Here is a 12,978-nt window from a genome sequence, read left to right as displayed (position 1 = left end):
ACCGTCCTTGAGAACAATGAGGCGCGGCTGCTACCAAGCAGCCGCGCTTTTTCGTTGTTGAGAGGTATTCCATGCGCCCGAGCTTGTTCCTGGTCCCGTTGCTCGCCACTTCGGCGCTGATGTCTTCTCCCGTTCCTGCACAACCTGCTGCCGCCGCTGCCACGCAAGTCGCCTATCCGGACACGCGCCGCGTCGACCTCGTCGAAACGCAGTTCGGCACCCGCATCGCCGATCCCTACCGCTGGCTCGAGAACGACGTCCGCACCGACAAGGAAGTGGCCGATTGGGTCAGCCGGCAGAATGCGGTGACCAGCGCCTTCCTTGCCAGGCTTCCCGGCCGCGAAGTGCTCAAGGCCCGGCTGACCGAACTCTATAATTACGAACGCTATGCCGGCATCCAGAAGAAGGGCGAGCGCTTGTTCTACGCCCGCAACAGCGGTTTGCAGAACCAGGCGGTGCTGTACGTCCGCGACGGCGCGAACGGGCAGGAGCGCCAGCTGATCGACCCCAACGGCTGGTCGGCCGACGGCGCCACTGCGCTCGCCGAGTGGAATGCGAACGATCAGGGCACGAAGCTGCTCTACGCCGTCCAGGACGGCGGCACCGACTGGCGGACGCTGATGGTGCTGGATGTCGCCAGCGGCAAGGATGATGCCGACGAGATCAAATGGGCCAAGTTCACAGACCTGACTTGGGCAAAGGATGGCCGCGGCTTTTATTATGCCCGCTACGCCGAGCCGGCCGCGGGCCAGCAATACCAGGGCTCGAGCAAGGACCAGCAGATCTACTTTCACCGGCTCGGCACCAAGCAATCGGCTGACCGGCTGGTCTATTCGACGCCAGCGCAGCCGGGCCTGTATCACGGCACCGCGGTCAGCGATGACGGCAAAAGGCTGATCATCACCTCGAGCGAGACCGGCGTCGGCTATCAGGTCGCAGTCGTGGACTTGGCCAAGCCAGGGTCGAAGCCGCGGGTGCTCGTGCCGACCCTGACCGACAATTATTATTACGTCGGCAGCGTTGGTCCGGTGATCTACCTCGCGACCAACAAGGGTGCGCCGAAGCAGAAGATCGTCAGCATCGACACGTCGGCGGCCAAGCCCGTCCAGAAAACAGTCGTGCCGGAATCGGAAGCGACCCTGCAAGGCGCCGACGTCGTCGGCGGGCGGATCGCGGCGCGCTACCTCGCCGACGTGAAGAGCGAGGTCCGGATCCTGAACCTGGACGGCTCGCTCGTCCGCAACGTGGATCTGCCGGGTATCGGAAGCGTGCTGGGATTTTCCGGCGACGATGACGATCCGGAGACCTTCTTCGCCTTCACCAGCTTCAACCGGCCGACGACGCTTTACCGCTACAATGTGGTGACGGGCGCGGAGAGCATCTGGGCGCAGCCGAAGCTGATGTTCAACCCTGAAGATTATTCGGTCGAGCAGCGCTTCTTCGCGTCCAAGGACGGCACGCGCGTGCCGATGTTCATCGTCAAGAAGAAGAGCGTCACCGGCCCGGCGCCGACCTTGCTGTACGGCTATGGCGGGTTCGACATCTCGATGCCGCCGTCATTCTCCTCAAGCCGCCTGGCGTGGCTCGAAAAGGGTGGCGTCTATGTGCTCGCCAACATCCGCGGCGGCGGCGAATATGGGAAGGCGTGGCACGATGCCGGGCGGTTGGACAAGAAGCAGAACGTCTTCGACGACTTCATCGCGGCCGGCGAATATCTGAAAGCGCAGGGGATCACGTCGCCCAAGGGCCTGTCGATCGAGGGCGGCTCGAACGGCGGCTTGCTCGTCGGCGCGGTCGTCAACCAGCGGCCGGACTTGTTCGACGCCGCTCATCCGGCCGTCGGCGTGATGGACATGCTGCGCTTCGACCGCTTCACCGAGGGTCACAGCTGGGTCGACGATTATGGCTATCCGAACAAGGAAGCGGATTTCAAAACCCTGCTTGCCTATTCGCCCTACCATAACATCAAGACCGGCGTTCATTATCCGCCGGTCCTGGTGACGACGGCCGACACCGACGACCGGGTGGTGCCGGGGCACAGCTTCAAATATGCCGCCGCGCTCCAGGCCGCCGACCCGAAAGGCGCGCCGCACCTGATCAGGATCGAAACCCGTGCCGGCCACGGCTCCGGCAAGCCGACTAGCAAGGTCATCGAGGAAGCCGCCGACGTCATGGCGTTCCTCGGTTATTTCACGGGCCTCAAGTTCGACTGATTGCCTGAACGGCAGCAAACGGCGCGTTCAGAACCGGTGCACGGCCGTAACTACATAACCCGACATGGGCCGCCGTGCGTTGTGTCGGCGAGTCGGTTTGTGAGGAGTTAGGCCATGAAGGTCATCACGAAGTTTCTGGCGGGCGGCGTCGCCGTTGCCGCACTTGCCAGCGCCGCGCCCGCAGCGGCGCAATATTATCCGGGCTACGGCTACGGCTACGGCTCGCCTTACGGCAGCGGTGCCGTCGTCGGAGCGATCATCAATAGTGTGATCGGCAACGGCGGCTATGGCTACAACGGCTACGCGCCCTACGGCTATAATGTGAACAGCCAGGCGGTTGTGAACCAGTGCGCCAACGCCGTGCAGGCTCGCCTCGGCGGCGGCTACAACGGCTACGGCGCTTACGGCTACAACAACAGCTACGCCGGCGGGCGCGTGCTCGGCATCAGCCGGGTCGAAAACCGTTCGTCGGGCGGCCTCAAGGTTCGTGGCGTCGCCACCAGCGGCCGCAACGTCGCTTATGGCTACAACCAGAGCCAGGTCGACCTGGTTTGGAAGTGCAACACCGACTACGCGGGTCGCATCATCGATATCGACGTCGATCCCGTCCAGTCGAACTACGGCTATACGTTCAACACGAACAACTACACGCCGTGGGGCACTGATTATTCGCAGTACGGCTACCGCCGCTACTAAGCGATACGCGCTACAAGCGTTGAAGAGTGCGCCGGCCCCGGAAGGGGCCGGCGCATTTGATTCCGGGCTGCCTAACTTTACTCTTCGGCGCGGCCTTCCTATCCGCCCGCCATGACGGTCCAGCCTACCCAAGCCATCCTCGTCGTCGACTTCGGCAGCCAGGTCACCCAGCTGATCGCGCGGCGGGTCCGCGAGGCCGGGGTCTATTGTGAAATCGCCCCGTTCAACGCCGCCGAAGAGGCCTTCGAGCGGCTGCAGCCGATGGGCATAATCTTCTCCGGCGGACCGGCTTCGGTCACCGAAGCGGAAAGTCCGCGTGCGCCGCAGGTGCTGTTCGACAGCGGGCTTCCGCTGCTCGGCATCTGCTACGGCCAGCAAACGCTGCACCAGCAACTCGGCGGGCGTGTGGTTTCCTCCGACCAACGCGAGTTCGGACGTGCCTTCATCGAAGTTGTCGCGCCGAGCGCCCTTTTTGATGGCCTGTGGGAAGTCGGCGAGCGGCACCAGGTGTGGATGAGCCACGGCGACCGCGTCGAGACGCTCGCGCCGGGGTTCGAGGTCGTCGCTAGGTCGGAAGGCGCGCCTTACGCGATCGCCACTAATGAAGAGGCGAAGCGCTACAGCCTGATGTTCCATCCGGAGGTGGTGCACACGCCGGACGGCGGCAAGCTGCTCGCCAACTTCGTGCGTCACGTCTGCGGCTGCGCCGGCGATTGGACGATGGAGCGGTTCAAGGACGCCAAGATCGCGGACATCCGTGAGCAGGTCGGCAATGGGCGCGTGATCTGCGGCCTGTCCGGCGGCGTCGACAGCGCCGTCGCCGCGGTGCTGATCCACGAAGCCATCGGCGAGCAGCTGACCTGCGTTTTCGTCGACCACGGCCTGATGCGCGCGAACGAGGCCGAGCAGGTCGTGAGCCTGTTCCGCAACAGCTACAACATTCCCTTGGTCCACGTGGATGCGAGCGAGGATTTCCTGGGCGGCCTCGCCGGCGTCGACGATCCGGAAAAGAAGCGGAAGTTCATCGGCGCCGAATTCATCAACGTCTTCGAGGAAGAAGCGAAAAAGATCGGCGGCGCCGATTTCCTCGCGCAGGGCACGCTCTACCCCGACGTGATCGAAAGCGTCAGCTTCACGGGCGGCCCCTCGGTGACGATCAAGAGCCACCACAATGTCGGCGGCCTGCCTGAGCGGATGAACATGAAGCTCGTCGAGCCGCTTCGCGAACTGTTCAAGGACGAGGTGCGCGAGCTCGGCCGGGAGCTCGGGCTGCCGGAAGCCTTCGTCGGGCGGCACCCGTTCCCCGGCCCCGGCCTCGCAATCCGCATCCCCGGCGAGGTCACGCGCGAGAAGTGCGACATCCTGCGCAAGGCGGACGTCATCTATCTCGAAGAGATCCGCAACGCCGGGCTGTATGACGCCATCTGGCAGGCCTTCGCGGTGCTGCTGCCGGTGCGCACGGTCGGCGTCATGGGCGATTATCGCACCTACGATTATGTCTGCGGCCTGCGCGCGGTGACCAGCGTCGATGGCATGACCGCCGACGTCTACCCGTTCGACTCCGAGTTCCTGAGCCGCGTGGCGACGCGCATCGTCAACGAGGTCAACGGCATCAACCGCGTCGTGTACGATTATACGTCGAAACCGCCCGGCACGATCGAGTGGGAATGAGGTTCGGCGGTTAACCGCTAAACTGTTGTTTACCAATGGATTGACGATGGATCGCGGTTCGGCTGTTTCGTTGCCGATGAAGATTCTCGCTCCTGCCGCAATCGTCGCCGCGGCCATGTTCGCCAGCAGCTGTTCGACCGTCCCGGCCGCAAAAGTGGCGAGTGCGCCCACGCCGCAGCCGGCCGGCGCTCCCTACCTGTGGACCCTCGGCAATGCGCCCAAAGCGCACAAGGACATGGTCGCGACCTTCGGCCGGGCCGGGTTGAAGCCGAACGAATTTGTCTGGGCGGCAAAAGTGCCGGCCGAGGGCGAACCGCGCGTCGTGGTCGATCGGCTGACCCAGATGACCTACGCCTATCGCGGCGACGTGCTTGTCGGGGCGGCATCCGTGTCGACGGCAAGCAAGGGACGGATTACGCCGCTTGGCGAGTGGAAGGTGCTCGACAAGCGCAAGTTCCACAGGTCGCGCAAATATAACAATGCGCCCATGCCGTTCATGCAGCGCATCGACGACTACGGCATTGCGCTCCATGGCGGGCCGAACCCGGGCTATCCGGCGAGCCACGGTTGCATCCGTCTGCCGATGAAATTCGCGGAGAAGCTGTTCGGCCTGACGAAGGTCGGCTCGAAGGTAATCGTCGAAGGGTAGGGGCGGGACCGAAGCCCCGCCCGCCCGTCAGTTAGCGCCTGCCGCGGCCGGTAGCCGAAGGAGCGCTGTCGGTATTTTCGCTATTGTTGGTGCCCATGGTCGCGGCGCCCATTGCGCTAGTCGTCGCGCCTGGAATTTCGCCGCCCTGCGCAACGGGGTTGTCGAGATCCATCGTGCTGCTCGACGAGCCGCTCTGCTGCGACTGGCTGCTGCTGCCGCCGCTTTCGCCTTGGCTCTGGCTCTGGCTCTGGCTCTGGCCCTGGCGACTCTGGCGCCACGTGTCGAAGTCGCTGTGGAACTGTTGCTCGCGCTCGCGGCAATAGTCCTGATAATCGCGATCGAGCGCCTGCATCTGCTTGTCGCGCCAGCTGCGATAATGATCGTCCGGGTGGGCGCTGTAGCGTTGACCGCTCTGCTCGCCGCCGAAATTCTGCTGGCCCCAACCGCTCTGATAGCCGCCGTAATTGCGGCCCTCGCGGCCGTAGCTGCTGCCGCTTCGGCTCTGGCTGCCCCACTGCTCGCGGCCGGCGCCGCCTTGGCGCTCGTAGTGGCTGCGGTCATTGTCATCGTCGCTGCCGAACCACGAACCCATCTGGTCGCCCATGCGGTCGAAGAAGCCGCGGTCCTGGTCGCCGCCACGCTCACGGCTCCGGCTCGAGTCGCGATCGCCGCCACCCCAGCCGAACATCGAGCTGCGGTCGCGTCCGCTGCCCCAGCCGGATTCGCGGCTGCGCCAATTCTGATCCTCGTCGCGGCTGCGCCAATTCTGATCGTCGTCCCGGCTGCGCCAGCTGCGTTCCTGGTCGCGGTCTCGCCAGTTACGCTCACGGTCGTCGCGGTCGTCTCCGCGGCCGAAATCGTTGCTGTCGTACTCGTCGTGCAAATAGCCGTGCTGTGCCATGGCGCTTGACCTTTCCGTCGTTGAAGAATTCTCGGGATTGTCGTCCCGCTTTGGAAACGAACGACCGGGGGGTTCGGCTGCGTCGCACTTCGCCGGTCCAATGCTGTTGGTCGCACCTGAGCCACCGTCAGGCTGGGACGGTCGTCGCTGGCGGACAGGCCGCGCTTTGCCTCCCGCCTGCGCTGGCGTTAGGCTGGCGCTCGAATGATTGCTCAAAAGACCCGCTACGCTTTGCGTTCGCTGCTTTTCCTTGCCGAGGAGCAGCAGGGCGCCCCGGTCCAACTCGGCCGCATTGCGGAAACCCAGCGGGTCCCGCCGAAATATCTTGAGCTCATCATGCTCGACCTCAAGAAAGCCGGGCTGGTCAAAAGCGCGCGCGGGCCGAAAGGAGGCTACCAGCTGGCGCGGCCCGCCGACCAGATTTCCTTCGGCGAGATCGTCCGCACCATGGAAGGGCCGATCGCGCTCGTGTCCTGCGCCAGCGTCAACTTCTATGCGCCGTGCGGCGATTGTCACGACGAGGCGACCTGCGCCATCCGCCGCGCCTTCGCCATCTTGCGCGACCAGAGCACGAAGGTGCTCGATTCAATCTCGCTCGCCGAAGGGGCGAATTGGGAAGAGCGGCTCGGCGTCGCGGGTGGGCCTGACCCCGATCGGACCGCTCTGGCGACGGACGCAGCCGGCAGCTAGAAGCCCGCGCCATGTCCACCTTCACCATCGACACGAGCACCAGCCGGGCGACGCCATCGCCTGTGCCCGGCAAGCGCACCACCGCGCCTTCGATCCGCGCGCGGAAGGTCGACGGCCGGACCGAGCAGCCGATCGTGATGCTGACCGCCTACACGATGCGCATGGCGCAGCTACTCGACCCGCATTGCGACATGCTGCTGGTCGGCGACAGCCTCGGCCAGGTCATCTACGGTCTGCCTTCGACGATCCCCGTCACGATGGACATGATGTGCGCGCACGGCGCCGCCGTGGTCCGCGGAAGCTGGCACGCGCTGGTCGCCGTCGACATGCCGTTCGGTAGCTATGAAGGATCGCCTGAACAGGCGTTCGACGCCGCATCGCGGATCATGAAGGAAACGGGCTGCGCGGCGGTCAAGCTCGAGGGCGGCGAAGCCATGGCGCCGACCATCGCCTTCCTCACTCAGCGCGGCATCCCGGTGATCGGCCACGTCGGCCTCACGCCGCAGGCGGTCAATTCGCTCGGCGGCTATGGCCCGCGCGGCCGCAACCAGCTCGAAGCATCGAGCATCGTCTCGGACGCGAGCGCCGTCGCCCGCGCGGGCGCCTTCTGCCTGGTTGCGGAAGGCGTAATGGAAGAGGTCGCGACAAAGATCGCGCAAACGGTAGACATTCCCGTGATTGGCATCGGCGCGTCGTCCGAGTGCGATGGCCAGGTGCTGGTGACCGAAGACATGCTCGGCCTGTTCGAACGCACCCCGCGGTTCGTGAAGCGCTACGACGATCTGGCTGCCCGGATTTCGGAGGCCGCGAGCACTTATGCCGGCGAAGTTCGGGACCGAAGCTTTCCGACCAGTGAGCAGACATACCGGCCTAAATAGCCGGCGCTGCCCATCTCAGATGCCGAAGTCCGACGGAAAGCGGACGAGCAACCCGCTGAGTTTCCAGGCAGAGACTTTGCGCCGCAGTGCAGCGGCATCGGTCTGCGGATCGCCGGCATCGACCTCGAGGTCCCAGCTGAACCGCTCGATCCCCCGTTCATCCAGGAACCTGGCCAACCGCGACTGCACGAACGGGTGGAGCGAGGCGTCGTAAGTGACCGCGTCGAACCTGCCCCTGACGACGATCTGCTTCACCTCCGTAGCGAGCTTGTCGAGCGCGGGCCCGCCGTCCGCCATCGCCTCCTGAATACGTTCGAGCGGCAGGTAATAGCCGTTCTTGAACCCGGCGGCGGAGATCAGGGCGATGGCGCGGGAAACTGCGTCCGTATCCATCTCCACCAATAGACGCCCCTGGTTCGGTTTGGTCCGCCGTGGCCGCCCCGTTTGCGGAGGGCCTTTGCGTTTCGCGCGCCAGCGGCTAGACGATCCGCTGCCAGCTTCCGTTCATCAAGGGTGGGGAAGGGAAGCAGCCGGCACGATCAACCCTTTGCGAGCGGACTGAGGAACGTCTTTGGCGCAGCCCCCGGACACAACCGAAACATTCGTCCGTGAAGTCGACGAGAATATGCGGCGTGACCGCATTCGCGACTTCTTCAAGGAAAACGGCACGCTGCTCATCGCGGCGGTCGTCCTGTTCCTTGCAATCTGCGGCGGGCTGATCTGGTACCAGCAGCACAAGCGCCAGCGCGCGGAGCAGCAGGTCGAGCAGCTCGCCCAGGTCTACAAGGACATCGGCAGCGGCAATGTTGCTCGCGCGCCGCAGCAGCTCGACGAGCTGTCGAACTCCAGTGCGGATGCGGTCCGCGCGACCGCCATGTTCACCCGAGCCGCGCTGGCCCTGCAGCAGAACGACCAGAAGCTCGCGCTCGCCACCTACAAGAAAATCGCGGAGGACAGCTCGCTCCCGGATCCATACCGCCATGCCGGCCTGATCCGTCAGACCGCGCTGGAATTCGACGCGCTTCAGCCGCAGCAGGTCATCGCGCGGCTCGAGCCGCTGACTCAGCCGGGCGAGCCGTGGTTCGGTTCGGCCGGTGAGATGACCGCGCTAGCGCTCGTCAAGCAGGGCAAGACCCAACAGGCGGGACAGCTGTTCGCCAAAATCGCCAACGACAAGAGCGCGCCGGAAGGCGTGCGCAACCGCGCCATGCAGATCGCCGGCAGCCTCGGCACCGACGCGAGCTCCGCGCTTGGAACTCAGGGCCAGTAGGACAACAATGAGCAAAGCCGCATATCTTCGCACCACTCTCCTGGTCGCTGCTGCACTTGCGGCAAGCGGCTGCGGCATCATCGGCGGCAAGGGCCGGCCCAAGACGCCGGTGCTGGGCGAGCGCATTCCGGTGCTGACCAGCGAAACCGACGTCGAGGCCGACCCCGATGCCAAGGCCCTGCCGTTCAGCCTTCCTGCTGCGACGGAGAACGCCGCCTGGACCGAGTCCGGCGGCAGCGCCAGCAATTCCATGGGCCAACTCGCGCTCCGCAGCACGCTCCAGCCGGCGTTCACTGTCCAGGCAGGGCGCGGCAATAGCGTCGCAGCGCGCCTTGCCGCTCCGCCGATCGTCGCCGACGGCCGTGTGTTCACGATCGACACGCTTGGCACCGTCCGCGCATTCGATGCGCGTACCGGGGGCAGCGTCTGGACCAGCCAGACGCCGAACGAGCGCGGGAACGAGGCGTCGCTCTACGGCGGCGGTCTCGCCTATGACGGCGGCCGCATCTTTGCGACCAATGGCTTAGGCCACGTGGCGGCGATGAACGCGCAGACGGGCAAGATCGTCTGGAGGGTGCGTCCGGGCGGTCCGCTTCGCGGCTCTCCAACAGTGGCGAATGACGCCGTTTACGTGATGAGCCAGGACAACCAGATCTATTCGCTCAACGCGGCCAATGGCGCGACTAACTGGTCGCAAGCGGCCGCGCTCGAAATCGCCGGCATTTTCGGCGCCGGATCCCCCGCCGCTGCGCAAGGGACTGTCGTTGCCGGCTTCTCGTCGGGCGAGCTCAACGCCTACCGCTACGAAAACGGACGGCAGGTGTGGCAGGACACGCTTCAGCGCACCAGCATCTCGACCAGCGTTGCGTCGCTGTCCGACATCGACGCCGACCCCGTGATCGACAATGGCCAGGTGTTCGCCATCGGCGCCGGTGGGCGAATGGTTGCCCTGGACCTCGTCTCCGGCCAGCGCCTGTGGGAGCTGAACATCGCCGGCATTTCAACGCCGTGGCTCGCCGGTGACTGGATCTTCGCCGTCACCCAGGACGCGAAGTTGATCTCCATCTATCGGCAGAACGGGCATATCCGCTGGATCGCCCAGCTTCCGCAATTCGCCAACGCGAAGCGCAAGAAGGGCGACATCGCTTATGCGGGCCCGGTGCTTGCCGGGAACCGGCTCATCGTGACGTCGACCAGCGGGGCCGTGATCCAGGTGGATCCGGCAACCGGTAGCTTCCTTTCCCAGACACGGGTCGGCGCGCCGGTCAGCCTTCGGCCAGTAGTCGCCATGTCGACGCTTTACGTGCTCGACGATCAGGGCAAGCTGCACGCCTATCGCTAAGGGGTCGCGGCGCCGCTGAGGCGCTGCTATCGCCCGCGCCATGGCTCTTCCCGCCGTCGCAATCGTCGGCCGCCCCAATGTGGGCAAATCCACGTTGTTCAACCGCTTGGTCGGCAAGCGGCTGGCGCTCGTCGACGACCGTCCGGGCGTGACTCGCGACCGACGGGAAGGCGAGGCGAAGCTGCTCGACCTCGAATTCCGCGTCATCGATACGGCGGGGTTCGAGGACGAGGATCCGCAGACGCTGCCCGGCCGCATGCGCAAGCAGACCGAGGCCGCGGTGCGGGAGGCCGACGCGGCTTTGTTCGTGATCGACAGCCGTGAGGGGGTGACCCCGCTGGACGAGGAAATCGCGCGCTGGCTGCGCGTCGAGACCACGCCCGTGATCCTGGTCGCCAACAAGGCTGAGGGACGGGCAGGCGAAGCGGGCATATTCGACGCGTTCCGCCTCGGCTTCGGCGAAGCGGTGGCGCTCAGCGCTGAGCATGGCGAAGGCGTTGCTGACCTTTTCGAAGCGCTTCAGCCGCTCGTCGAGAAAGAGGGAGAGGACGAGGAAGAACTCGACGAGAGTTCGCCCGACGCGCCGCTCAAGCTTGCGATCGTCGGGCGCCCGAACGCCGGCAAGTCGACCCTAGTCAACAAGATGATCGGCGAGGACCGGATGATCACCGGTCCGGAGGCGGGCATCACTCGCGACTCCATCAGCCTCGATTGGGAATGGGAAGGCCGCAAGGTCCGCCTCGTCGACACCGCGGGCCTGCGCAAGCGCGCCAAGGTCGAGGACAAGCTCGAGAAGCTCTCCGTGGCCGACACCAAGCGCGCCCTGGATTACGCCGAGGTCGTCGTCCTGCTGCTCGATGCGACCCGCGGACTTGAGGTCCAGGACCTCAAGATCGCGTCCCAGGTGCTCGAAGAAGGGAGAGCGCTGATCATCGCCGTCAACAAGTGGGACGTGGCCGAGAACGCGTCGTCGCTGTTCAACGGCATCAAGGCGGCGCTTGCCGAGGGGCTGTCGCAGTTGCGCGACGTGCCGCTGCTCACCGTATCCGCGATCACCGGCAAGGGCATCGATACGATCCTGAAGGTCGCGTTCGATCTTCGCGAGGCGTGGAGCCGGCGCGTGCCCACGGGCGAGCTTAACCGCTGGTTCGAGCAAGCCATCGACGCCAATCCGCCGCCGGCGCCTAAGGGGCAGCGAATCAAGCTGCGCTACATCACTCAGGTGAAGAGCCGGCCTCCGAGCTTCGTCGTCTTCGGCAACCGGCTTGACGAGCTACCGGACAGCTATCGCCGTTACCTGCTGAACGCGATGCGCCGCGATCTCGGGCTCGGCCCGGTGCCGCTGCGGCTGGAGTTCCGCGGCCGCTCGAATCCGTTCGACCGCGGCCGCTAAGGAGAAATTTACCCCTTTGGGGCTAGCTCGCTCGTGGTGGAACAGCGCTGGCGCGTGCCGGCGAGGCGAGGAGCTTTAGGTGGCCGACGAGGCTCGGGACATCATCGATTGGGCGCATTTCGAGCGCAGCCGGACCGAGCTCGGGCCAGGCTTCATTCGCATCCTCAGCTATTTCAAGGAGGACGGCGTCAAGTCGATCGCCCAGATCGAGGAGGCGATGCGGGAGCAGAACACCGCCGCCCTCGTGCTTCCGGCGCATACGCTCAAGGGTGAATCGCGCCAGCTCGGCGCCGAGCCGCTGGCCAAGGTCGCGGAGCTGATCGAGACCACGTCGCGCTTCTGCATCGAAACGCACCGCTTCCCAGACGAACTCGTGCCTCAGGTGGTGGAGCTTCGAAAGCTGTTCCAGCAGACGGTCGAGCAGTTCGAAAAAGCGACCAACCCACTGGTGAGCCGCGCTCCCGCGACTGGCGGTTTCGGCCGCAAGGTCACGAACCAGGGGTTCGGCCGAATTTAGTCCTCTTCGGCAGCTTCGCTCTGGAGCTGAATGTAGTTCTGAAGGCCCATGCGGCCGATCATCTCAAACTGCGTCTCGATGAAATCGATATGCTTTTCTTCGTCGGCGAGGATCTCGCGGGCAAGGTCGCGAGTCACATAATCGCGCACCGTCTCGGCATGAGCGATGAGGTCGCGGTAGATGACCGCGCCTTCGTTCTCCGCTTCAAGGTCGGCGCGCAGGATCTCCTCGACATTCTCGCCGACCCGAAGCCGGCCGAGTGCCTGGAAATTGGGAAGTCCGTCGAGGAACAGGATGCGGTCGGCGATCCGGTCCGCATGCTTCATCTCGTCGATCGATTCGTGCCGCTCGTAATCGGCGAGCTTCTTCACGCCCCAATTGTCGAGCATGCGGTAGTGCAGCCAATATTGGTTGATCGCGGTGAGCTCGTTCTTGAGCGCCTGGTTGAGGAGCTCAACTACTCGCGGATCGCCTTTCATCTGCACCCCCTAGCTTCGATTTGGGGATGCGCCGGGCGACCGGGCGGGTCAAGTCAGGCGGCGGCCGCCTCGACATGCAGGAGGGCGCTGCGCTCCTCGTCGATGATCTCCTGCGCGAAATCGAGGCAGCAGCCGCACTGCGGCTCGCAGCCGAGGTGGCCGTAGGCAGCATCGGGCGACGGGGCACCCGCGCGCGCGGCCTTCCGGAGCTCGCATTCGGTGATTCGGTTGCAGCTGCACACGATCATGCGCAGCTAAATAGCGCTATTGCGACTTAGT

The 12,978-nt window shown here is 65.0% G+C and carries 14 protein-coding genes; 10 read left to right on the top strand and 4 right to left on the bottom strand.

All coding sequences use genetic code 11. The annotated features are described in order from the left end of the window. Positions 1-71 precede the first annotated feature (71 nt). The 4 genes from VIL42_02665 (at position 72) to VIL42_02650 (ending at position 5,229) form a co-directional block, all read left to right on the top strand. Positions 72-2,213: a prolyl oligopeptidase family serine peptidase gene (locus VIL42_02665; GenBank protein HEY8591750.1), complete on the top strand. Its 2,142-nt coding sequence runs from the start codon at positions 72-74 to the stop codon at positions 2,211-2,213. A gap of 114 nt (positions 2,214-2,327) precedes the next feature. Next, entirely contained in the window at positions 2,328-2,909 is a 582-nt protein-coding gene (locus VIL42_02660) for a hypothetical protein (protein ID HEY8591749.1), read from the top strand. Between the two features lie 111 nt (positions 2,910-3,020). After that, positions 3,021-4,580 carry a glutamine-hydrolyzing GMP synthase gene (gene guaA / locus VIL42_02655; protein ID HEY8591748.1) on the top strand — a complete coding sequence of 520 codons (1,560 nt, stop codon included), beginning with the start codon at positions 3,021-3,023 and terminating at the stop codon, positions 4,578-4,580. A 46-nt stretch (positions 4,581-4,626) separates the two neighbouring features. Continuing rightward, complete coding sequence (locus VIL42_02650; protein HEY8591747.1) at positions 4,627-5,229, top strand: L,D-transpeptidase family protein; 603 nt, start codon at positions 4,627-4,629, stop codon at positions 5,227-5,229. 31 nt (positions 5,230-5,260) lie between these two features. On the opposite strand, the gene VIL42_02645 is transcribed toward VIL42_02650, so the two are convergent. After that, positions 5,261-6,130 (bottom strand): hypothetical protein, encoded by an 870-nt coding sequence (locus VIL42_02645; GenBank protein ID HEY8591746.1) that lies wholly within the window; start codon positions 6,128-6,130, stop codon positions 5,261-5,263. Positions 6,131-6,334: 204 nt separating this feature from the next. Here VIL42_02645 and VIL42_02640 point away from each other — a divergent pair, with 204 nt between their 5' ends. After that, positions 6,335-6,820 carry an Rrf2 family transcriptional regulator gene (locus VIL42_02640; protein ID HEY8591745.1) on the top strand — a complete coding sequence of 162 codons (486 nt, stop codon included), beginning with the start codon at positions 6,335-6,337 and terminating at the stop codon, positions 6,818-6,820. An 11-nt stretch (positions 6,821-6,831) separates the two neighbouring features. Beyond that, positions 6,832-7,698: a 3-methyl-2-oxobutanoate hydroxymethyltransferase gene (gene panB, locus VIL42_02635; protein HEY8591744.1), complete on the top strand. Its 867-nt coding sequence runs from the start codon at positions 6,832-6,834 to the stop codon at positions 7,696-7,698. 15 nt (positions 7,699-7,713) lie between these two features. Here panB and VIL42_02630 read toward each other — a convergent pair whose 3' ends face one another. Next, positions 7,714-8,091: a hypothetical protein gene (locus tag VIL42_02630; GenBank protein HEY8591743.1), complete on the bottom strand. Its 378-nt coding sequence runs from the start codon at positions 8,089-8,091 to the stop codon at positions 7,714-7,716. 178 nt (positions 8,092-8,269) lie between these two features. On the opposite strand from VIL42_02630, the gene VIL42_02625 reads away from it, so the two are divergent. The 4 genes from VIL42_02625 (at position 8,270) to VIL42_02610 (ending at position 12,220) form a co-directional block, all read left to right on the top strand. Then, the gene (locus VIL42_02625) at positions 8,270-8,968 is read left to right on the top strand and encodes a tetratricopeptide repeat protein (GenBank protein HEY8591742.1); all 699 of its coding nucleotides are present in this window, start codon (positions 8,270-8,272) and stop codon (positions 8,966-8,968) included. Between the two features lie 7 nt (positions 8,969-8,975). Beyond that, the gene (locus VIL42_02620; GenBank protein HEY8591741.1) at positions 8,976-10,310 is read left to right on the top strand and encodes a PQQ-binding-like beta-propeller repeat protein; all 1,335 of its coding nucleotides are present in this window, start codon (positions 8,976-8,978) and stop codon (positions 10,308-10,310) included. A 40-nt stretch (positions 10,311-10,350) separates the two neighbouring features. Beyond that, positions 10,351-11,703, top strand: coding sequence for a ribosome biogenesis GTPase Der (der, locus tag VIL42_02615; protein HEY8591740.1), 1,353 nt, complete (start codon positions 10,351-10,353; stop codon positions 11,701-11,703). A gap of 79 nt (positions 11,704-11,782) precedes the next feature. Next, a complete protein-coding gene (locus tag VIL42_02610) occupies positions 11,783-12,220 on the top strand; it encodes an Hpt domain-containing protein (GenBank protein HEY8591739.1) in 438 nt (145 codons plus the stop codon). Here the strand turns inward: VIL42_02610 and bfr are convergent. Beyond that, complete coding sequence (gene bfr / locus VIL42_02605) at positions 12,217-12,699, bottom strand: bacterioferritin (GenBank protein HEY8591738.1); 483 nt, start codon at positions 12,697-12,699, stop codon at positions 12,217-12,219. The genes VIL42_02610 and bfr overlap by 4 nt on opposite strands. 53 nt (positions 12,700-12,752) lie before the next feature. Then, positions 12,753-12,947, bottom strand: coding sequence for a (2Fe-2S)-binding protein (locus VIL42_02600; protein HEY8591737.1), 195 nt, complete (start codon positions 12,945-12,947; stop codon positions 12,753-12,755). Positions 12,948-12,978 lie beyond the last annotated feature (31 nt).

The organism is Sphingomicrobium sp. (assembly GCA_036563485.1).
Taxonomy (GTDB): domain Bacteria; phylum Pseudomonadota; class Alphaproteobacteria; order Sphingomonadales; family Sphingomonadaceae; genus Sphingomicrobium.
Note: the sequence above shows the minus strand (reverse complement) of the source record. Positions and strands in the feature narration are given on the sequence as shown.